The 21590-nt window shown below is 31.0% G+C and carries 20 protein-coding genes; 7 read left to right on the plus strand and 13 right to left on the minus strand.

The window, feature by feature from the left end; translation table 11 throughout:
- The first annotated feature begins 14 nt into the window (after positions 1 to 14).
- On the plus strand, positions 15 to 1208 hold the full coding sequence (locus N4A57_RS03670) for an alanyl-tRNA editing protein (protein WP_293656218.1): 1194 nt from the start codon (positions 15 to 17) through the stop codon (positions 1206 to 1208).
- 118 nt (positions 1209 to 1326) lie between these two features.
- Here the strand turns inward: N4A57_RS03670 and N4A57_RS03675 are convergent, their stop codons facing one another.
- Together N4A57_RS03675 and N4A57_RS03680 are read right to left on the minus strand one after the other, a co-directional pair.
- Positions 1327 to 1527, minus strand: a complete 201-nt coding sequence (locus N4A57_RS03675) for a cold-shock protein (RefSeq protein WP_293656219.1) — start codon at positions 1525 to 1527, stop codon at positions 1327 to 1329.
- 200 nt (positions 1528 to 1727) lie between these two features.
- Complete coding sequence (locus N4A57_RS03680) at positions 1728 to 2429, minus strand: hypothetical protein (RefSeq protein WP_293656220.1); 702 nt, start codon at positions 2427 to 2429, stop codon at positions 1728 to 1730.
- Between the two features lie 387 nt (positions 2430 to 2816).
- Here N4A57_RS03680 and N4A57_RS03685 point away from each other — a divergent pair, with 387 nt between their 5' ends.
- From N4A57_RS03685 to phaC, 3 genes are read left to right on the plus strand one after another with little or no spacing between them, the layout of a single operon-like run.
- Positions 2817 to 3233 (plus strand): MaoC family dehydratase, encoded by a 417-nt coding sequence (locus N4A57_RS03685; protein ID WP_293656221.1) that lies wholly within the window; start codon positions 2817 to 2819, stop codon positions 3231 to 3233.
- 21 nt (positions 3234 to 3254) lie between these two features.
- Positions 3255 to 4310, plus strand: a complete 1056-nt coding sequence (locus N4A57_RS03690) for a poly(R)-hydroxyalkanoic acid synthase subunit PhaE (RefSeq protein ID WP_293656223.1) — start codon at positions 3255 to 3257, stop codon at positions 4308 to 4310.
- A 28-nt stretch (positions 4311 to 4338) separates the two neighbouring features.
- Positions 4339 to 5406, plus strand: coding sequence for a class III poly(R)-hydroxyalkanoic acid synthase subunit PhaC (gene phaC, locus N4A57_RS03695; RefSeq protein ID WP_293656224.1), 1068 nt, complete (start codon positions 4339 to 4341; stop codon positions 5404 to 5406).
- A 20-nt stretch (positions 5407 to 5426) separates the two neighbouring features.
- Here the strand turns inward: phaC and N4A57_RS03700 are convergent, their stop codons facing one another.
- The 9 genes from N4A57_RS03700 to N4A57_RS03740 form a co-directional block, all read right to left on the minus strand.
- The gene (locus tag N4A57_RS03700; RefSeq protein WP_293656225.1) at positions 5427 to 6947 is read right to left on the minus strand and encodes a recombinase family protein; all 1521 of its coding nucleotides are present in this window, start codon (positions 6945 to 6947) and stop codon (positions 5427 to 5429) included.
- A gap of 319 nt (positions 6948 to 7266) precedes the next feature.
- On the minus strand, positions 7267 to 8622 hold the full coding sequence (locus tag N4A57_RS03705; RefSeq protein WP_293656226.1) for a methyl-accepting chemotaxis protein: 1356 nt from the start codon (positions 8620 to 8622) through the stop codon (positions 7267 to 7269).
- 599 nt (positions 8623 to 9221) lie between these two features.
- Positions 9222 to 11147 (minus strand): alkyl/aryl-sulfatase, encoded by a 1926-nt coding sequence (locus tag N4A57_RS03710; protein WP_293656228.1) that lies wholly within the window; start codon positions 11145 to 11147, stop codon positions 9222 to 9224.
- 151 nt (positions 11148 to 11298) lie between these two features.
- The gene (gene pstB, locus N4A57_RS03715) at positions 11299 to 12054 is read right to left on the minus strand and encodes a phosphate ABC transporter ATP-binding protein PstB (protein ID WP_293656229.1); all 756 of its coding nucleotides are present in this window, start codon (positions 12052 to 12054) and stop codon (positions 11299 to 11301) included.
- A gap of 13 nt (positions 12055 to 12067) precedes the next feature.
- Positions 12068 to 12862 carry a phosphate ABC transporter permease PstA gene (pstA, locus tag N4A57_RS03720; protein ID WP_293656230.1) on the minus strand — a complete coding sequence of 265 codons (795 nt, stop codon included), beginning with the start codon at positions 12860 to 12862 and terminating at the stop codon, positions 12068 to 12070.
- Positions 12862 to 13785 (minus strand): phosphate ABC transporter permease subunit PstC, encoded by a 924-nt coding sequence (gene pstC / locus N4A57_RS03725; protein WP_293656231.1) that lies wholly within the window; start codon positions 13783 to 13785, stop codon positions 12862 to 12864. Before pstC ends, pstA begins: the two co-directional genes overlap by 1 nt.
- A 151-nt stretch (positions 13786 to 13936) precedes the next feature.
- Complete coding sequence (locus N4A57_RS03730) at positions 13937 to 14629, minus strand: response regulator (RefSeq protein ID WP_293656232.1); 693 nt, start codon at positions 14627 to 14629, stop codon at positions 13937 to 13939.
- A gap of 126 nt (positions 14630 to 14755) precedes the next feature.
- Positions 14756 to 15598 (minus strand): phosphate ABC transporter substrate-binding protein, encoded by an 843-nt coding sequence (locus tag N4A57_RS03735; protein ID WP_293656233.1) that lies wholly within the window; start codon positions 15596 to 15598, stop codon positions 14756 to 14758.
- 131 nt (positions 15599 to 15729) lie between these two features.
- Positions 15730 to 16029, minus strand: coding sequence for an ATPase (locus tag N4A57_RS03740; protein ID WP_293656234.1), 300 nt, complete (start codon positions 16027 to 16029; stop codon positions 15730 to 15732).
- A gap of 283 nt (positions 16030 to 16312) precedes the next feature.
- Between N4A57_RS03740 and N4A57_RS03745 the strand changes: the two genes are divergently transcribed.
- From N4A57_RS03745 to N4A57_RS03755, 3 genes are all read left to right on the plus strand, one after another.
- Positions 16313 to 17185, plus strand: a complete 873-nt coding sequence (locus tag N4A57_RS03745; RefSeq protein ID WP_293656236.1) for a response regulator — start codon at positions 16313 to 16315, stop codon at positions 17183 to 17185.
- A gap of 147 nt (positions 17186 to 17332) precedes the next feature.
- Positions 17333 to 18529, plus strand: a complete 1197-nt coding sequence (gene gltS / locus N4A57_RS03750) for a sodium/glutamate symporter (protein WP_293656237.1) — start codon at positions 17333 to 17335, stop codon at positions 18527 to 18529.
- A 96-nt stretch (positions 18530 to 18625) separates the two neighbouring features.
- A complete protein-coding gene (locus tag N4A57_RS03755) occupies positions 18626 to 19639 on the plus strand; it encodes a hypothetical protein (RefSeq protein WP_293656238.1) in 1014 nt (337 codons plus the stop codon).
- A 77-nt stretch (positions 19640 to 19716) separates the two neighbouring features.
- Here the strand turns inward: N4A57_RS03755 and nadE are convergent, their stop codons facing one another.
- The gene (gene nadE, locus N4A57_RS03760; RefSeq protein ID WP_293656239.1) at positions 19717 to 20469 is read right to left on the minus strand and encodes an NAD(+) synthase; all 753 of its coding nucleotides are present in this window, start codon (positions 20467 to 20469) and stop codon (positions 19717 to 19719) included.
- A gap of 125 nt (positions 20470 to 20594) precedes the next feature.
- Positions 20595 to 21515, minus strand: coding sequence for a cysteine synthase A (gene cysK / locus N4A57_RS03765; RefSeq protein ID WP_293656240.1), 921 nt, complete (start codon positions 21513 to 21515; stop codon positions 20595 to 20597).
- Positions 21516 to 21590 lie beyond the last annotated feature (75 nt).

Below are 21590 nucleotides of genomic sequence, written 5' to 3' on the forward strand. Positions count from 1 at the left end.
TAGGAGTGATAACTTTGTGTAAAAAACTATATTACGAAAATACATATTTAAAAAACTTTACTGCTAATATTGTGGAAATTAAAGAAGAAAAGGACTCTTTTCACCTAGTATTAGACAAAACGGCCTTTTATCCAGAGGGAGGTGGACAACCTTCTGATATGGGATTTATTGAAGGTGTGTCAGTAAACTATGTGTATACACAAAAGGATAAAGTATATCATGTTGTGGATAGTTTACCATCAAAAAAAGATGAATTAAACTGTTCTATAGACTGGTCTAGAAGATTCGACTTTATGCAACAGCATACAGGTCAACATATTCTATCTGCATGTGTAGACAAATTATACGGCGGTAAAACTGTGGGTTTTCATTTGAGTAAAGATTACACTACCATAGACGTTACTACTCAAAACTTAAAAGATAAACATATACAAAGAATAGAACAACTGGCCAACGAAATAGTTTTTGCCAATTTAACCATAAATCAATTTTATCCTGATTCAGATACCTTAAAAGAGTTACCCCTTAGAAAAACCCCTTCTGTAGATGAAGATATTCGTGTAGTTAGTATTGATTCTTTTGATCATTCCCCTTGTGGTGGTACTCATGTTGATAGAACTGGTGAAGTTGGATTAATAAAAATAAAAACCTATGAAAAGACACGAGGAAAAACGAGGCTAGAATTTGTTTGTGGTAATAGGGCCTATAATGACTATCTTATTAAAAACAATCAAATAAACAGTCTTTCTACCCTTTTATCAATAAAGGATTCTCAAGTATATGAGGCTGTGGAGAGAATATATAATGTGAATAATTCTAATAAAAAAGAAATAAATAAACTTCAATCTGAATTAATATTTTACGAAGGAGAAAAATTATATAATGAATGTATTTCCAAAGGAAATTATAAAATATTAAAGAAAACCTTTGAAGATAGGGATTTTCAAAACCTCCGTACACTAGCACTTAATTTATGTTCTAAGGCTGATGTAATAGCCCTATTGGGAACTAAAAAGGACAAAGCACAATTTATCCTTGCTGCCTCTAAAAATATTTCTAACATTAACATGAAGGACATAGTGAATAATTTGAGAAGTAAAATGACTATAAATGGCGGAGGAAACAATCATATTTGCCAAGGTGGAGTTAATTCCACAGATGATTTAGAACTGCTTTTATCCCTTTCCTATGATGAAATAATATCATAAGGAATAACCAGTGGAATGACTAATTTATTTTTTGAATATGCCTAAGGCATATAAAATTAAAAAAGACATAATAAAGGTAGTATTACCCTTATTATGTCTTATTATTTTTTCATTTTAATTAAAGTTTAATTACGTTTGCAGCTTGAGGTCCTTTTTGTCCTTCAACTACTTCGAATTCTACTTCTTGACCTTCTTCTAAGCTCTTATATCCATCAGTTTGAATAGCTGAGAAATGTACGAATACATCGTCTTCTCCTTCTACTGAGATAAATCCAAATCCTTTTTCAGCGTTAAACCATTTTACAATACCTTTTTTCATGTTGCTTCCTCCTAAAATCAATAATTAAAAGACGACCCCTATACAAACATCGAAAAGATAACTCAAGAGCCTTTTTCTTGATTCCCTATTCTTAATCTTTGTTCCTTTGGAAAAGTAACTAGACTTTTCAGTATAGTTAAATCACCTTTCTTGTTAACAATACTATAAGTTTAGATTGTTGTCAACCACTAACAAGAATTCTACTTTCCTTTGTACTTTAGTATGTCTTTTATTATTATATCCTTTAGCATATCTATTTTTTTAAAATCCACATTAGAAACGTAAAATTCTTCTAATCGATCATGTTTTTCTTTAGCTTTTTCTATACATTTAATACCTTTATTTAAAAGACTTCCTATTAGTTCATTATCTTCTTTAATCTTTCCATCTTCATCCTTCAATATTTTTTTATCCATGTAAATCATAATATCAATTTTCTTAAAATGATTTTCCTTATATTTAATATGGGAAGTCATGGCAATATTTAGTTTTGGTATTATGATCGTTTCTATCCTTTTTTCATCTAAGGGCTCATGATACACTTCCACATCATAGGATTTTCCTATGGCTTCTCCTACTATTTTTTCCATGAAGTATGAAGATTTATTCACACTTTTACTATTTATATAATATATTTTATGTTTATTTTCTATTATAGTATTGTAATAATCTATTAATCCCTTAGGACTTAATGCACTTCCAAATAAATGTCTAATCTTGCCCATCTGGCCATTCCCATTTTTATCTTTTAATATTTCATTTTTAATAAGTTCAATTTCCTCTAATAATTTAAATTCATCAGTAGATTTGTCATAGATATATTCTAGATCATCCCTTAATATTTTAGCAGCTTTAAAAAACTTGTAGGCTCTTTTAAAGCTCTCCCCAATAAATTTAGTCATTTTAATAATTTCTTCTTTACTTTCTTCTAACTTATTACGATTCCAAAACTCTCCGAAATTTAAAATTTCGTCGTATGCACCAGGATATATGGGGTCAACAACATGACCTGATGTATCTTTAAACTAATTCTTATTTCTTAAAATTTCTTTAAGATAAATATTTTTTCCAAAAAGTAGTAATTTAAACTACCCTTAGTGCATATTATTGAAAATGTGAACTGAAAGAGTTAGCTAAATTTTATTAATGATTCTTTTATTTCTTAATATTTTTTAAGAAATTATTTTTTTAAAATTAGTAATTTAAATTGACTCTTGAGCATATTATTCAAAATGTGAGTAAAAAAGCAATTTAAAAATTTATCCATCATTATAAAGGAGGACGCACAATTGATAAAAGACATAAAATATGAAGAGATAACCATAGGACTTAATGATAGCTTAACTAAAACTATTTCAGAGGATGACATTTCCACTTTTGCACAAGTATCAGGTGATTTTAACCCAATACATCTAGATGAAGATTTCGCATCTAAAAGTATCTTTAAGAAAAAAATTGCCCATGGGATGTTGACTAGTTCTTTAATTTCATCTGTACTGGGTACTAAATTGCCAGGGGCTAATACCCTTTATTTGTCTCAAACCTTAAAGTTTTTAGCACCGGTTTATATTAACGATACTATCACTGCCACCGTTACTGTTGTTGACAAAAGAGAAGACAAGCGACTTTTAACACTAGAAACTAATATATTTAAATCAGATGGTACTAAAGTAGTAAGCGGCAGTGCCGTAGTAAAAAAAATGTGAACATTACAAAGGGGGATTCTCATGTATACACAAAAACACTATGAAAATTTTATGGAAAATGTATTTGACTCTCAAAAGAAAATATTTGACATGTGGAAAAATGCTGTAGCACCTTCTGTTACAGAAAAAGAAATTTCAAAAGATCCTAATTTTATTGATTCTTCTTTAGAAATGATGAATAAATGGAACGAAGTTAACTCTAAGTTCTTTGAAAATATGATGGGATTTTCCAAAGAGAATCCAGTTTATAGCACTTATGACAAAGTATTCTCAAATATTAACTCCTATGGCACTTTATTTAATATGTGGAAAGATTTTCAGGATAAGACCATGGGTACTAATCCATTTGATATGAATTCTTTCATGGATTCTTGGAAAAAGGAATATTTAGATATGGTAGGTACTACTTTTTCTCCCGTATTACCACAAAAAGTTCAAAAACTTTATAGGGATAGTATAGATATTTACAAGTCACACATGGCTAATGCTAATAACTTCTTTAAGCCTTGGACTGACAGTTCTGCCCCACTTAATGAACTTTACACAAAAACTCTTATGGGTGATGCCAACTCCTTTGTGGAGTTTACAAGACTTTGGAAAGAGAACTATGAAAGAAGCTTTGGCAAGTTCTTTGATATGCCTACTCTAGGTCTTAATCGCAATTATTTTGAAGTAAATCTAAAAAGTATGGAATCTTATATTAACTACATTAATACTACAAATGAATTTACTTCTACCTTATACAAAGTAGCCTATGAAACAATGGAGAATATCGTCTCTGAATCTTTAAATATAATTAAAGAAAATAAGGAGCCACAATCCTTTAGAGAATTTTATGAATACTGGTGGAGAAAAAACGAAGAAGCCTATAATAACTTATTTAATACGGACGATTTTGCTAAATTATTAGCCCATGTAGTAGATTCAGGAGCTACCTTTAAAAAGGATTTCGATAATCTGTTAGAACAACAATTTAGCTTTTTACCATTTCCATTAAAAAGTGACTTAAATAGTTTATATAAAACTGTTTACGACTTGAAAAAGCAAGTAAGAGAGTTATCTAAGAAAATAGATTAATAACTTAGGAAAATTAGGAGGTCAAAGTATGTTCCCTTATTTAAATATAGACATGGAGAAATCTATTGATGAATTTATTGAAATAAACAAAAAACTATCAAAGGGTGTAAAATACATGATGGACATAAAAGATCTAGAATCTGATTCTACACCTAAAGATATATCTTATACAGAAGATAAAATGAAGTTATATCATTATAAACCTCAGGGTAAGCAGGTTAGTAAAACACCCACATTAATAGTTTACGCTCTAGTAAATCGCCAATATATGATGGATATTCAACCTGACAGAAGTGTCATTAAGAAACTTCTTCAAAGTGGATTAGATCTATACATTATAGATTGGGGATATCCAAAACAAGAGGATATGTATCTAACTATGGACGATTATATTAATGGATACATTAATAATGCAGTAGATCATATATTAAAAACTAATAATGTGGATAAAGTAAATCTTATGGGCATTTGTCAGGGAGGTACCTTCTCTAGTATTTATTCTGCCTTATATCCAGAAAAAGTTAAAAATTTAGTTACCATGGTAACTCCTATAGATTTTGATGTGGATGAAGGCCTACTTTTTAAGTGGGGAAAACACTTAAACATAGATAATATGGTAGATGCCTATGGCGTATTACCAGGAGACATGATGAATAGTGGCTATTTAATGTTAAAGCCATTCCAATTGATGTTAGACAAATATGTAAATCTTGTAGATAATATTCATAAACCTGATATTATGACTAATTTCATAAGAATGGAAAAATGGATATTTGATAGCCCTGGCCAAGTTGGAGAAACCTTAAGACAATTTGTCAATGACCTTTATAAGGATAATAAATTGGTAAAGGGTACACTAGAAATTGGAGATAAAAAAGTTGACCTTAAAAATATAACCATGCCCCTTTTAAATATTTACGCTGAGTACGATCATTTGGTCCCACCTAGTTCTAGTTCAGCATTAAATGATTTAGTTTCAAGTACAGATAAGGAACTGGCTTCTTTCTCTGTAGGGCATATAGGCATGTACGTTAGTTCCAAATCGCAAAAGGAAATTGCTCCCAAATTAGCTAACTGGTTATTAGAAAGGGAATAAGTTTAAAGGGCTATGAAAATTCATAGCCCTTTAAATTCCCATTTAATTTCTATTACCTGTTTTTTATTTTCTTTGTCTATTTTATATATTTTTATATAATCTATTAATTCATTTATTATAAAGTGGTCTAACATTTTAATTTCTTCATTGAAAATTATATTATGATTTTTCTTTTCACATTTATTTTTCTTAATCTCCCATTGAATATTCTTCACATGGGCCAATAGATTTTTTCTGTCAGCCATGATTTCTTCTTTTATAATATGAAATTCCATTTCATCTATTTTTTCCTCTACTTTATCCATATATAATCTTTTTAAATTAATATTAATTTTATTTAATTGACATATGAAATTATTGTATTTTTTTTCTAATACTCTAAGTTCTGATTTTACTTTATCATTATTATTTAAAATATAAAAAAGCTTATCCTTGTCTATTTTCTCTCTTAGATGGAAATTTATCCTATCTATTATTATTTTTTTTAACATATCTACCCTTATACTAGTACTTTTCCTTTCAGTTAAGCACCTTAAATATTCTTTTTCAGCAACCTTAACATATGTTAGCTTTCCACCACATTCACCACATATTACCTTTGAAAAAAGTATGTGACTCTTGCCATTCTTAGTTATTCTACTTTTATTATCTAACTTTTTTTGTACAAGTTGAAAATGTTTTTTATCTATTATAGATTCATGGACATTTTTTACTACTACCCAGTTCTCTTTTGGTATATTTATCACTTTAGTATTCTTATAATTAATTTTCTTTCGTTTTCCCTGAACCATATTACCTATATATACTTCATTTCTCAAAATCCTTTTTACAGTAGTTTTATTCCACTTACTAATCTGTGAAGATTTTCTATAATTATATCCACATTTTATTTTATACCTACTAGGAGTCAATATGTTTTTTTTGTTCAATATTTTTGCAATGCCATTTGTACTATTCCCTTCCATATATAAGTTAAATATGTTTTTAACGATCTGGGCTGCCTCCCCATCGATTATTAACTTATTCTTATCATTCATATCCTTTTTGTACCCAAATGGCGCAAATGCTCCTATGAATTTACCATCTCTTTGTTTTACTTGTAGTGTTGCTTTAATGGCTTCACTAATATCCTGTGAATACCATTCATTCATTAAACTATTTATTTGCCTTGTCTTTTTATTTTTTTTATCCCTTGTATCCACATTATCAGTCACACTTACAAATCTTATATTCCACTGTATGAATTTATTGTGAAGATATTTTTCTATAGTCTCTATATTTCTAGAAAATCTCGATTGATGCTTGCAAAGGATTATATCAAAATTTCCGTCCTTCCCCTCTTGGATCATTCTAATAAAATTAGGTCTATGGTCATTAAGTCCCGAATAGTCATCATCTATGTAAATTTTATATATTGACCAATTTTTCTCTGTAGCATATTTAATTAATAGTTTTTTCTGATTCTCTATACTTTCACTAAATAGGCCAAGTTTACGATCATCTTCATCACTTAATCTACAATATATGGCAACCCTATCCATAAAATCACTCTGACTCTCCCATCTTTTCTCTCTCTATCTTTTCTAAAATTTTAGCAAATACTTCTTCCATACATACTTCTTCACCATATTTATCCACTACTATATATTTTATATCTTTCATATAATCCCCCTCATAAATTATATTAAAGATACATTTTGTCCTAGAAGAAACCAAAAGACAAAAAAGTCACCTAAAAAAAATGATTTCCATATTGTTAAGAAAATATAAAAATTTATAACCATAAGAAAAATGGCTAAGTTCATAGAACCCAGCCATTTTAAATATAATTCTTCCCAGTAAAATTGCCTTACTAATTTATTAAATTTCAAATTTATTTAAAAGATTTTCTAATTTATGTGCCCATTGTGATAACTCTGAACTAGAGATTGCCATTCCTTGTACTGATGTACTTTGCTCTTCTATAGATGCAGACGCTTCCTCCATTGAAGTGGCATTTTCTTCCGCTATAATAACTAAGTTATCCATTATAGTTAAAATTGTATTTTTTCCACCTTCTAAGGTCTGCCCCGAATCATTTAATCCCCCAATTGCTTCTTTAGAACTTTTCACCCCACATGTTATTTTTCCATATCTTTCTTCTATATTTTTCACACTTTCAGATTGGTCTTTAACTATTTCATTTACAACTTCAACTGATTCTGAAACAATTTCAAACTTAATCATAAGCTCCTTTATTACATTATCTATTTCTTTAGTAGAACTTGTAGACTGTTCTGCTAATTTTCTAATTTCTTCTGCCACTACAGCAAATCCCTTACCATGTTCTCCTGCACGAGCTGCTTCTATGGCAGCATTTAATGCTAATAAATTAGTTTGTTCTGCTATTTGAGCAATAACGGCACTAGCTGCTCCTATTTTTGTGGAACTCTTATTAGCTTCTATACTAGCATTATGTATATCCTGTGCTGCTTCCCTTGTAGCTTCAGTTTTTTGAACTAAATCATTTAATGCCTCTAATCCTTCTTCTACATTTTTATCTATCTGATTAGAACTCCTATTTAATCCATCTAAATAACTTTGATTCATACTTACAATACTCCCCAAGATAGATGCATTTTCTGTACCCATTTGAGTATCTTCCGCTTGACTATTTGCATTAGCTGCAATACCTTCTATAGTTTTAGCAATTTCTTCTGACATTGATGAAGTTTCCTGTGACGAATTTGATAGTTCTTTAGATGATTGGATTACTTTAAAAGAAGTATCTTCTATTTCTTTTAAGATTATTCTTAGGTTATCTGTTATAGATTGAACTCCTCGTCCTATTTCACCAATCTCATCTTTCCTATTAGTTAATTTTATATTCAAATCTTCTCTAATGTCTAAGTTAGCAACTAAATTTGCTGCTTTAGATACTTGTATCATTGGTGATTGTATATGCTTTGCCATTAAAAATGTTATAATAAGACCAAATATTAATGATGAAGGTATAATTATAGCCATCATATTCTCCATCCTCTTTAATAGTAATAGACCTTCTGATTCCTCTACTATAGGAGAATCTCCATTTTTATCTACATGCCCAAGGGCTACTTCATTTACTTTATTTTCATTTATTACGTCCTCTTTGATAGTATAGTAAAAAAATCCAGATATTAATATTATTGGTATTAGTCCTGTAACTATAAACATTGTTATTAGCTTATATTTCATTTTAAAATTTTGCACCATATCACTCCTTAAATTTAAATACATAAATGCATAAATAATGAGGATTTTCAAATCCCCCTTATTTTTCTCCTCTTAGCTGACTAATCTAAAGTATTCTTAAAATAAAGTTTTTTGGCAATTGTAATTGGAATATCTCCATACGCTACCACACATGAGAATTATTATCATTTCCGCAATTCATTATATACTTCTGCCCCTATTTTGTAAATAGTAAATTTTAATTTATCACAATTTTTTTGCAATTTTCATCAAAAACAGAGATTAAATACTCATAAATTTCCTTCTTTCCCCTACTATAAATGCATATTTATTAATTTTTTAAGTTTCATTTAAGGCATATAAAAAAATAAACTAGTCAATTTCCTGAGGGATTCGGATTATTTTCAAGGCATGGTGAGCGAGCATATTGAACATATGTAAGCGATTCCATAACGAAGAAAATAATTCAAATAACCAGTGAAATGACTAATTTTTTTTTGAATATGCCTAATCTCTATTTACTTTTTTTATTTATTCTATTGAATAAGAAATAAAAACTGCTTCATTTACAATTAGAAGCAGTTTTATATTTTAAAATAAATTTATTTTTCTATTGGTGTCATTATATTGAAATCTGGATCAATTTTATCTTGTAGCCATAAGAATATAAGCCACTTACAAAGGTCTCCCTCTACTATAATTGATGAACTATCTGCCTTGTTATTTGTTGTTGCTAGTTCATATAATGTGTCCTTTGACATGGTAACTGTCACATCAGCATACTGTGCAAGCTCATTGCTTAAATATCTAAAAATTCCTCTTTTAACTTCAGTAGATGCCACTTCTTTTCTATCTGGAATTATGAAGTTTATTTTATAATTAAAATCTCCAGCCTTTAACCCATCTATTCTAATGGATAGTAAATACAAAACGTTCTCAAGTGGTAATGCATTTAAAACATCATCCGTTATAAAAGAACCGGCCATTGGAATCTTGCCAAAACGCAGTTCCCAAGCTCCCATTAAATATTCATTCCTCCAAGGTCCTGATTCGGCTATATATCCAAGTTGTTCTAAAGCATCAGCACACAAAAGCTTTGCATCCCTATTATTAGGATTTGCATAAATAACTTGTTTTGTTACTTCTGCCACCCATTGATATTCTCCATTCTTAAAGGATTTCTTTGCCTTTTCTATAATAGAATCTTCTCCTCCCATATATTCTACATATTTTTTCGCCGAATCTTCTGGAAGAAGTTTATTTAAATCTACTGGATTTCCATTATACCAACCCATATACCGTTGGTAGATAGCCGTTACATTGTGATTTACCGTTCCATAGAATGGACTATTGTACCATTCTTCACTTAAGGTCTCTGGAAATTTAACCATTCTTCCAACCTCATCTATAGTATATCCTTGATTTATCAATCTTAAGGTTTGATCGTTCATGTATTGATATAAATCCCTTTGTTTTTCTAAATAGTCTATACAGTACTTAGTCCCATATCTAGGCCAGTTGTGGACTTCAAATACGGATTCTAGACTACTTCCAAATAAATCTATTGCCTGTTGTATATACTTTGCCCAGGCAACTGGATCCCTAACCTTTGCCCCCCTTAATGTGTATATATTATGAAGGGTTGCAGTGCAGTTTTCTGCAATACATAAAGATTTTTTACTTGGAATATATATATTCATTTCTGCTGGTGCTTCCGTATTTGGAGTTAATTGAAATTGCATAGTTACTCCATCAATTGTTTTCTCTACATATTCTTCTTTTTCCTTTAAAGCTATTTCTTCAACATTTTTTGTAAGAGTATATGTTCCTAAAGAAGCATATTTCCCAATTCCACAGTCGATTTGTCCTTTTTTGTCTCGAGGCAATATCTCACCATACATATATATGCCACGACGTGACATGGCAACTCCAGCATTAACATTTTCCTCTATTACCGCATCGGAAAATCCACTCGGTACATATACTTTTATATCATCTTCTGTACAACTATCCAATACACCTAAGACGCCTCCATAATGATCCACATGGGAATGGGTAATTATTATGGCACTAATAGGAATATGTCCAAAATATTCGTTAACTATACTTATAGCAGCTTCTGCCGTTTGTTTTGAAGTTAAACATCCAATTATAATCCAACCTGTGCTTCCCTTAATTAAACTCATATTAGCAAGGTCAAAGCCCCTTACTTGATATATATCATCTGTAACTTTAAATATACCTGCATTTAAATTCAACTTACCTTGTTCCCAAAGCTTTGGATTAGCAGTATAAGGAATTTTATCCTTAATTAAAAAGGCGTACCTCTCTAAATCCCACACAGGTATTATACTATCATTTCTTCTAATTACAGGTAATCCCGCATCTACAACTACATTCTCCTCTGCCAGCTCTTTTTCTATCTTTAATCTGTCAAAATCTATATTCTTATATACTTCTTCATTTATTATTATAGTTTTAAGGGTAGCATCTTTTCTAAAAGAATTAAGTTCTTTATTTTCATCCATAATGTTACCTCCCTATATTACATTACTTTATTTTATGTCCATGCCTCGATAGATGTTCCTACTTTTCATGTACAACAGAATATCCTTTAATTTTAAATTTAAAATTAAAGGATATTCTTTATAAAAAAAAACTGTTACTGGAAGAATGATTTTATCCAAATCTTCCAGTAACATAGTCATTAGTTTTTTCATTTGTTGGGTTATTAAATACTTCCTTTGTATCTCCATATTCCATCAATTCTCCCATTAAGAAGAATGCCGTATTATCAGATATTCTTGCGGCTTGAGCCATGTTGTGAGTAACTATTACTATGGTATAATTTTTTTTCAATTCCTTAATAAGTTCTTCTATCTTCAATGTAGCAATAGGATCTAATGCAGATGTGGGTTCATCCATGAGTAGTACATCAGGTTCTACAGCTAAAGCTCTGGCTATGCAAATACGTTGTTGTTGTCCTCCTGATAGGCCTAATGCGTTCTTGTTTAATCTATTCTTTACTTCATCCCAAATAGCCGCTCCTTTTAAGGATTTTTCTACTATTTTATCTAATTCCTTTTTATTTGTTATTCCATGTATTCTAGGTCCATATGCTATATTGTCATAAATGCTCATTGGAAATAAATTAGACTTTTGAAATACCATACCTACCCTTTTTCTCAAATCTGTAATATCAATATTATTATCATATATATTTTCTTCCTCTAATAAAATCTCTCCATCTATTTTCACATTATTTACTAAATCATTCATTCTGTTTAAAGTCTTTAAGAAAGTAGACTTTCCACAGCCTGAAGGACCAATTAAAGCTGTTACCTTATTCTTGGGAATTTCTATAGTTATATTTTTTAATGCTTTGAAACTACCATAATGTAAATTTAAATCTTTTATAGAAAATTTAGTATTCATAAAATCCCTCCCTTTACTTAGCATATTTAAAGACTTTAGTTATTCTATGTGCCATTAGGTTAATAAGAACTACTAGTATTATTAATAGGGTTGCCGTAGCAAAGGATTCCTCAAAAGAAATACCTTCTTTAGCCAAGACATACAAGTGAACAGAAAGACTTCTTCCAGAACTAAATATTCCCTCTGGCACCCTAGGAACCATTCCCGCTGTTAAATATACTGCCGCCGTCTCTCCTACAATTCTTCCTATGGTCAAGATTACAGCTCCCATAATTCCAGGTATGGCACTTGGTAATACTACCTTTCTTATGGTTGTTAATTTAGTTGCCCCTAATGCAAGGGATCCTTCCCTATAAGCCATAGGTACAGATTTTAAAGCTTCTTCTGAAGTTCTTATTATGGTAGGTAATACCATAATACTTAAAGTTATGGATCCTGCTAATATGGAAAATCCAAACTTTAAAAAGGTTACGAAAAATATCATACCAAAGAGTCCAAATATTATGGATGGTATACCTGCTAAGGATTCTACTGCAAATCTAATCAATTTAATAAGTTTTCCTTCTTTCGCATACTCTACCAGATATATGGCAGCACATATTCCTATTGGGACAGATATACTTATGGATGACAAAATTATATAACAAGTACTAATTACCATTGGGAAAATATCCTTTATAAAATGTAAATTTATTCCTCTAATACCCTTTGATACTATATATCCTATTATTAAAAGAAATATTGCACTAGTTAATAAAGTTCCTCCAATTACTACATTTTTCAGTATTCTATCTTTTACTTTTTTCATTATGCTTCACCCCTATATACTGTAAATGTAATTAAACAATTAAGTAGCATTATAAACATGAAAAGTACAGCTCCTGTTGCAAATAGGGCCTCTTGATGTAACCCAAATGCATACCCCATCTCTATGGCTATATTAGCAGTTAGTGTACGAACAGGTGCCACTATGGATTTAGGAATAATAGGTGTATTTCCTGCCACTAGGATTATTGCCATAGTTTCTCCTACTGCCCTTCCTATTCCTAATATTACAGATGTTAGTATTCCTGATTTTGCAGCTGGAAGTATAACCTTAAAAACAGTTTCCATATAAGATGCTCCTAATGCAAGGGAACCTTCTTTATAAGCCATTGGAACTGCCTTTATACTACTTTCAGAAATACGTGTTATAGTTGGAAGTATCATTATTCCTAGTACAATACCCCCTGCTAGTAAACTATTTCCTCCTCCAGGACCACCTAATGTATCATTAATTAAAGGTACTATGACCATAAGACCAAAAAATCCATATACTACAGATGGAATAGCACTTAATAACTCTACTATGTTTTCAACTATTCTAGCATATTTCTTATTTCCTACTTCTCCCACATATATGGCTGTACAAACTCCTATTGGAACTCCTATTAAAATTGCCAAGAGGGTTACTAATATGGACCCTATAATCATAGGAAATATTCCATACACATCTGCCGATGGCATCCACTCTCCACCTAGGAAGAAGCTTTTCATTCCAATTTCATAAATGGCTGGTAGACCTTCTACAAAGATATACCCACTTATGATAAATATCCATAAAATACTTACTATGGCACTAAACTTAAACATATTTGTAAACACGTATTCTATAATATCTTGTCTTTTGATTCCAATCCTTTTTTCTTTTATTATTTTTCTATCTACTAATCTGCCTATAAACTCAGACATTTTAATCAGCTCCTTTATTTTCTTAACCTAAGTTTATTTTAGACTTCTTTTATTATGTTATATTAAATTCAATGTAAAGTTTTTGTTAAGTTTTATAATACTTTAAACAAAAAAACTCTATCAAAGGCGTTTATACCTTTAATAGAGTTTTTTATTTCACAGAAAGTTTATATCCCACTCCCCTTAAGGTTTTAATATAAGAGGAAACCTTGCTACCTTCTAGCTTTTTTCTTAAATTTCTAATATGCACATCTACAGTTCTAGTTTCACCATAATAATCATAACCCCATATTTTTTCTAAAAGGCTTTCCCTTGTAAATACTTTCTCCTTATTTTTGACTAATAATAGTAATAATTCAAATTCCTTCTTTGGAAGATCTATTTTTTCATCCTTTATGCTAACTTCACGGGATTCTTCATTTATTTTAATATCTTCTATAGTTATTTCCACAGTTTCTTCTTTCTTTTCACCCTGTGATTCACTTCTTCTTAAGACAGCTTTTATTCTAGCAATTAACTCTCTAATCCTAAAGGGCTTTGTTATATAATCATCAGCCCCCACTTCAAGTCCAATAACCGTATCAATTTCTTCCCCCTTAGCTGTAACCATTATGACTGGAAGATTTTTTTTCTTTTCTTTAATTATTTTTAAAGTTTCTATTCCATCTAAAATAGGTAACATTACATCTAAAAGGACTAAATCTATATTTTCCTCTAATTTTTCTATGGCCTCTTGTCCATCTTCTGCAGTAACAACTGAAAATCCATTACTTTCTAAGTTGTATTTTAAAAGTTCTAATATATGAATTTCATCATCCACAACTAGTATATTTTTTTCTTTCATGTTCTCACCGCCTTTATATTATTAATACCCACCTACTATGATAATATAATAATATAATAATATTAAATCTACGTTAAATTTTAACCAAAAAAGATTCAACCCCCTTAGAGTTGAACCTTCTTTTATCTATTTAGTTACGGGTATATACTTTTTAGCTACTATTTCTTGCCCCTTTTGGCTCATCATATAGTCTAAATAAGCTTTTACTTCTTCACTAACCTCTCCATTAGTTAACATAAGTAGCGGCCTAGATATGGTATATGCTCCACTTTTAATGGCTTCAACAGAAGGTTCTACACCATCTATATTCACTACTGATATACTTTCATCTACATATCCTAGTGAAACATATCCTATAGCGTATTCCTTACTAGCCACATTTGCCTTTACTGCTCCATTTCCTTCTGCTACTAAGGCATCCTTCTTTACTATACTTACTTTTTTACCTTCTGCATTTTTTTCTTGTAACTTAGTTAATTCTTCAAAGGCACCTCTAGTACCAGAACCTGCTTCTCTACTTACAACGATAATGTTAGCATCTGCCCCACCAACTTCACTCCAATTAGTAATCTTTCCTGTAAATATGTCCTTTACTTGGTCCTTTGTTAACTGAGTTTTATTTTTAGGATTAGTTACAAGGGCAATTCCATCATATGCAATAACATGCTCTGTTAAGTTCCATTCTTTTTCCTTTTCTTTCAATTCTCTTGAGGCCATACCTATATCTGCACTCTTATCATGGGCTGCCTTTACCCCTGCTGATGAGCCTATTCCTTGTACATTTATCTTAATATTAGGATTTTCCTTTTCAAATTCATCTGCCACACTTTGGGCTACAACTGTCACTGTAGTAGAACCTATTACTTCTACCTCTTTATTTTCAACTACTGCTTCCCTTTTAGATCCACAACCTACTAGTGTAGCCATTAAAAGGCCTATTATTAACACTGAACTTATTACCTTTTTCATCTCTTATTTTCCTCCCTTTATTTAAAGCTTTTATTTTCAACGTTTCTTACTACACTAATAAATTAACATCCTATTGTTAGGCCAAAATAAAGGAATTGTAAATTCTATGTTAAGGAATATGAAATTTAATTTTATGAAACACTAGCATGTGGTGCTGTTCCATCTAAAAATGCAACCTTCAATTTTGGAATAACTAAACCATCTAAGGAATTATTATCTGAAGAACACTGATGAAATTCCACATCATAGCCTAAATCTACCATCTCATATCCAATCTTCTTCATAAAAGATGATTTACCAACACCAGGTCCACCTTTAATAACATATTTTCTATTAGAAGATGCATCTATTATATGGTCATAATAGGAATAAAACCCATCTCCCGTATTTCCTCCTGGAAATACACGCTTTATATGACCCTTTTTTGCCATAGTACTACCTCCCTTATAATATATTTTTCCTCATACTAACCACATTATTTAGTTTCATCTAATATGGTGCAGGTCCATATATGAAAAATATATGTATATATAAATCCAAAGTTTTCCTTAAGTAGGTTCACATTAAGGTAGTTTCCACATGGCAGATCCATATGAAATTCCAAATTCCTTCCTATATATATGTCTTTTTTATTTGACAAAGTTCAATAATAGTAATAATATCATTTACAGACTACTATTGTTAATACATTTTAATGGAAAAAGGAGTTCATTTATGAGTTGTAAATTTCTAATAATTCAAGAAAATATAAATACTATTAATTTTTTAAAGTCCGTAATAACCCATGACACTTTAGGAAATATTGTTGAAATATTACAAAAGGGCAAATATGCATCTGAAGAAATACTATTTTATAAACCTGATTTAGTAATCCTTGATTATAATATAGGTAAGAAAAATGCCTTAGAAATAGTACAAGAAGTCCATTCACAAGAAAAAAATATTACTTTTGTATTATTTTCCTACGAACACGATGAAGATATTATTTCAAAATCCTTTAAATCTGGTATCAGATTTTTCATAAGAAATCCCATAACTTATACAGAAATGTACTATACCTTAAAGGAAATATGCAATCATATAAACTTAGAAAAAACTTTGTCCATAATCAAAGGAGCTCTTTCTAATACCACAGAGCAAAGACCTACTGCTGTTTTGGATTTACAAACACAGATTTCTAGTGTCTTAACAGATTTAGGAATAATTAGTGAATCTGGCACTAGGGACCTCATTCGCACTATAGAGATAATCTGCGAACACAAAAGGCGAGGTTCTAGGAATAAATATCAGCTACAGGATATATACATAGAACTATCCCAGGAAAAATATAAGGAAAATAGTCAATCTATAAACACAAAATCAATAGAACAAAGGATTAGAAGATCTATACTAAAATCCCTCCATTGTATAGCTCAATTAGGAATTGACGACTACTACAATGGAAAATTTAATGAATATTCCACAAGATTATTTGACTTCAAACAAGTGAAACAGGAAATGTTGCATATAAAGGATCCTAATCAAAGTCGTGGAAAGGTTAATATAAAGAAGTTCATCGAAGGAATAATGTCTTATTTAAATTTTTAGATAATTGCATGTACTTTTTCACATGCCCACTTTCTATTGAATAATTTAAATTTTATATGTCAGAAAGTGTAGGATTTTGTTATTTTACGTATATTTCCATTATAATAAGTAATATAAGAAATAACAAAATTCAAGGAGGTTGACAAAATGATATTTGAACTAGATATGATACAAACTACGGCCCTAGCTGTTGTTGTATTACTTGTAGGACAGTTTATAAGAAAAAGAGTTAATGCTCTAGAAAAATTCTGTATTCCTGCCCCTGTTATAGGTGGACTTATTTTCGCAATACTTTCTTTAGTTTTAAAGCAAACTGGTATTTTAGAATTTAACTTTGATGGTACTCTTAAAAAGGTACTAATGACTGCATTCTTCACTACAGTAGGTTTTACTGCTAGTTTTAAATTATTAAAAAAGGGTGGAGTTCAAGTTCTTGCGTTCTTAGGACTAGCAACTATCCTAGTTACACTTCAAAACGTGGTTGGTGTTAGTTTAGCTAAAGTTTTCGGACTTAACCAATTATTAGGTCTTTCTACAGGTTCTGTTCCAATGACTGGAGGACACGGAACATCAGGTGCATTTGCTCCTTTATTTGAAAATGCAGGTGCAAGTGGTGCTACTACTGTAGCCATGGCTTCAGCTACTTTCGGTCTTATTTGTGGTAGTATGCTTGGAGGACCAATTGCAAAGAGATTAATTGAGAAGAACAATTTACTTAAAACATCTAAAAAGCTTGACTCTGATGAAAAGGTTTCCACTACTGAAAAGGTGGCATCAACACTTATTCCAGAGAATTTCTTCTCTGCAGCAATGCAAATTATAATAGCTATGGGATTGGGTACAATATTATCAGCTTTATTACAAAAAACTGGTATGACATTCCCACCTTATATAGGTGCCATGTTCGCAGCAGCTATCATGAGAAATATGTCAGATGCAATGGAATCATACAAATTACCATCTGAAGAAATTGATATACTTGGAAACATATCTTTATCATTATTCTTGGCTATGGCTCTTATGGGATTAAAATTATGGCAATTAGCTGATCTTGCAGGCCCAATGCTTGCCATGTTAGTAGCTCAAGCAGTACTTATGGCTACATTTGCATACTTCGTTACATTTAACTTAATGGGTAGAAACTACGATGCTGCCGTATTAGCTGGTGGTCACTGTGGTTTCGGAATGGGTGCTACTCCAAATGCAATAGCAAACATGGAAGCTATTTCATCTAAGTACGGACCTGCTCCAGCAGCATTCTTCATTATCCCTCTAGTAGGAAGTTTATTTATAGATTTCTTCAATGCAGGTATAATAACATTCTTTATGAACTTAGTTAAATAATTTTTTAAAATTTTTTTAAAAGCTCTGTCAAATTTGACAGAGCTTTTTTAGTATGGTTTTTTTCACCTTCGGAAATACTATTTTTGAGGTGATTATATGTCTAAAAGCAAAAACTTTTTTGTTTTCATATTAATAACTGCCCTTTTATTCACATCAACATCTTGTACCAAAAAGTCTAAGAAACCCAGTCCAGAAGAAGAACAAGCAAAAAAAATACCTGAAATAATAAAGGAACTTGAAAAACAAATTTTGACCGTTACATATATGGCAGATCTGGTGCCATATTATGAAAGGTCCGTTAAACAAAGGGAAGAATTAGGAAAAAAAGAATTAAAAGAAGAAATTCTAAAAAAAGGTTCTAGTTCTAAGGAATCTGATTCTAAATCTTCCGAAGAATCGGGTGATACTAAGGAATCTGGTAACTCTGAGAAAGGCAGTAAGGAGGAAGGAAAATCACCTAATCAAGTACAGGATAAACCTGATCCTTTAATGTTTCAAGAAATGCTATTAGCCGATATAATAAAAGAAGAAAAAGTTTTAGAAGAAGATAAGGATGCTAAAAAAGTTCCCCAAGACTTAAATGAAGTTTGGAAAAAAATAAGTGATACGGTTATAAGTCTTCATGAAACCTGGAATACATTAGAACCTATGCTACTATCTAAAAATGCTGCTTCTGTGTCTATACTTGAATTTGATAAGAATCTGGAGTTATTAACTAAACATTCATTGAACCATGATTATTTTAATACCCTTTTGTTATCTAATAAATTAACCTATTGTCTTGCTGAATTTATGGCCTATGGTAAAGGTAAAATTCCACCAACCATATATTCTCTTAAATATTTTTTACGTGATTGTGTCCTAAAGGCTGCCAAAGGAGACTTTTCAGGTTCTAAGGAAGATGTAAAAATCCTAGAAGCTCAAAGCCTTAATGTGAAAAATAAACTAAAAGGTAAAAATTCCAAGACCATCATAGAAAAATTTGAAGCTTCCATAAAAAAATTAAATGATGCCATTGATGAAAAGGATGTCAATCTAATCAAAATCCACTCCAGTATAGTAATGAAAAATGTAATTTCCATGGCTAATGAAATAGAATCTCAAATTTAAAAAAGTCTTCCAAAGGGAAGACTTTTTTAAATTCTACTCTTTAGGCATATTGAAAAAATTTGTTTTTTTCATATGCCTTATTTTTCTGGTGCAGGTGGCATTTTTCTTTTATGATCTGTTTTTTTATGTAGGTTTTCTATAACTTCCCTATCCTTTTGTGGAATTTCTTTTCCCTCAATTAAATCATCTATCATATCATATGTGGTACCCATTTCCTTTTCATCCGTTTGGCCTTCCCATAACCCGGCTGAAGGTGCTCTATCTAATACACTCTGAGGTACACCTAATACTCTAGCCCATTCATATACGTCTCTTTTTAATAGATTAGCAATAGGTAGTATATCTACTCCACCATCTCCATATTTAGTAAAATACCCCGTATATACTTCAGCTGCATTATCAGTACCTACAACTAGATAGTTTTTAGTATTTCCAATGGCATATATAGTACTCATTCTAAGTCTAGCTCTTAAATTAGCATCACTTAATCTTACTGATGTTTCATCATCTATAAGATCTTTATCCACTAGCTTATTTGTGATTTGATCAAATAAACTTTCATGAACAGATGTTAAATCCACTTCTACAGAATCTATACCACATCCATTAACCACAGCTAATGCATCTTCCTTATCCTTAGGATTACTTTTACATGGTAGTATTACTCCTATGGAATTATGAGGACATGCTTTTTTTATTAAATAAGCCACTACTGCAGAATCTATACCACCAGAAACCCCTACTATTAACCCTTTAGTCCCTGATTCATTGACCATTTTTCTAAGCCACTGTACTACTTTATCAATATCTTTTTCTATGTGTTTTTTCATGATAAATCTTTCCTTTCTTTTTTTCCTATATGTTGAATTATACCATACAAAAAAGATTTTTTAATGGTATTTTTGATTATTATACATGAAAAAGCATGGCTCTATTCACCATGCTTTTATCTTTATTATCCTTCATATAAGGATGTACTTAAATACCTTTCCCCATAATCAGGTGCTATTACTACTACCCTTTTATCTTCTTTCATTTTCTTAGCAATTTGGGCAGCGGCAGCTATGGCTGCTCCTGAAGAAATACCTACTAATAGGCCCTCTTCCTTTGCAACTCTTCTTGCCATTTCCATAGCTTCTTGGTCTTCTATTTTTATAATAGAGTCAATGACAGACATATCAAGTATTTTAGGAATAAAACCTGCCCCTATTCCCTGAATTTTATGTGGTCCTGCCTTTTCTCCTGATAATACGGCTGAGGCAGATGGTTCTACTCCTATTACATCTAACTCTTTTATCCTTTCCTTTAAAGTCCTACCTATACCTGTTATAGTTCCTCCCGTTCCTACAGCCGATATTAAATAGTCCACTTTTCCATCCATTTGTTCATATATCTCAAGGGCTGTAGTTAGAGAATGGGCTTCTGGATTTCCCATATTTTCAAATTGTTGTGGCATATAGTAATTTTCATTTTTACTTACCAAGTCTCGGGCTTCATTTATGGCACCATTCATCCCAAGGGAACCTTCTGTAAGAACCAATTTAGCACCGAAGGCTTTAAGTAGCTTTCTTCTTTCTATACTCATAGTATCGGGCATGACTAATATTACCTCATATCCCTTTGCAGCCCCAATCATGGCTATACCTATACCCGTATTTCCACTAGTAGGTTCTACTATTACAGATCCTTCCCTTAAGTGCCCTTCCTTTTCTGCCCTTAATATCATATTTAAGGCTACCCTATCCTTTACACTACTTCCTGGATTAAAGGATTCTAGTTTTACATATATATGGGCACCCTTCTTGTCTACCACCTTGTTTAATCTCACCATAGGTGTCTTTCCTATTAATTCTGTAACATCCTTTGCTATTCTCACGTCATACACCCCTTTTTATTTCATTGTATTCTTATCGGAATTATTGTATTTATTTTATACTATTTTCTTTTTTAC

Origin of the sequence: Anaeromicrobium sp. (assembly GCF_025210435.1) — a bacterium.
Taxonomy (GTDB): Bacteria; Bacillota; Clostridia; order Peptostreptococcales; family Thermotaleaceae; genus Anaeromicrobium.

What these genes read in the sequence shown, in the direction of transcription:
- N4A57_RS03675 (WP_293656219.1), bottom strand. Translation starts at nt 1,527, where the DNA reads ATGAAAAAAGGTATTGTAAAATGGTTTAACGCTGAAAAAGGATTTGGA.
- N4A57_RS03680 (WP_293656220.1), bottom strand. Translation starts at nt 2,429, where the DNA reads ATGACTAAATTTATTGGGGAGAGCTTTAAAAGAGCCTACAAGTTTTTT.
- N4A57_RS03690 (WP_293656223.1), top strand. Translation starts at nt 3,255, where the DNA reads ATGTATACACAAAAACACTATGAAAATTTTATGGAAAATGTATTTGAC.
- phaC (WP_293656224.1), top strand. Translation starts at nt 4,339, where the DNA reads ATGTTCCCTTATTTAAATATAGACATGGAGAAATCTATTGATGAATTT.
- N4A57_RS03700 (WP_293656225.1), bottom strand. Translation starts at nt 6,947, where the DNA reads ATGGATAGGGTTGCCATATATTGTAGATTAAGTGATGAAGATGATCGT.
- N4A57_RS03705 (WP_293656226.1), bottom strand. Translation starts at nt 8,622, where the DNA reads ATGAAATATAAGCTAATAACAATGTTTATAGTTACAGGACTAATACCA.
- N4A57_RS03710 (WP_293656228.1), bottom strand. Translation starts at nt 11,147, where the DNA reads ATGGATGAAAATAAAGAACTTAATTCTTTTAGAAAAGATGCTACCCTT.
- pstB (WP_293656229.1), bottom strand. Translation starts at nt 12,054, where the DNA reads ATGAATACTAAATTTTCTATAAAAGATTTAAATTTACATTATGGTAGT.
- pstA (WP_293656230.1), bottom strand. Translation starts at nt 12,862, where the DNA reads ATGAAAAAAGTAAAAGATAGAATACTGAAAAATGTAGTAATTGGAGGA.
- pstC (WP_293656231.1), bottom strand. Translation starts at nt 13,785, where the DNA reads ATGTCTGAGTTTATAGGCAGATTAGTAGATAGAAAAATAATAAAAGAA.
- N4A57_RS03730 (WP_293656232.1), bottom strand. Translation starts at nt 14,629, where the DNA reads ATGAAAGAAAAAAATATACTAGTTGTGGATGATGAAATTCATATATTA.
- N4A57_RS03735 (WP_293656233.1), bottom strand. Translation starts at nt 15,598, where the DNA reads ATGAAAAAGGTAATAAGTTCAGTGTTAATAATAGGCCTTTTAATGGCT.
- N4A57_RS03740 (WP_293656234.1), bottom strand. Translation starts at nt 16,029, where the DNA reads ATGGCAAAAAAGGGTCATATAAAGCGTGTATTTCCAGGAGGAAATACG.
- N4A57_RS03745 (WP_293656236.1), top strand. Translation starts at nt 16,313, where the DNA reads ATGAGTTGTAAATTTCTAATAATTCAAGAAAATATAAATACTATTAAT.
- gltS (WP_293656237.1), top strand. Translation starts at nt 17,333, where the DNA reads ATGATATTTGAACTAGATATGATACAAACTACGGCCCTAGCTGTTGTT.
- N4A57_RS03755 (WP_293656238.1), top strand. Translation starts at nt 18,626, where the DNA reads ATGTCTAAAAGCAAAAACTTTTTTGTTTTCATATTAATAACTGCCCTT.
- nadE (WP_293656239.1), bottom strand. Translation starts at nt 20,469, where the DNA reads ATGAAAAAACACATAGAAAAAGATATTGATAAAGTAGTACAGTGGCTT.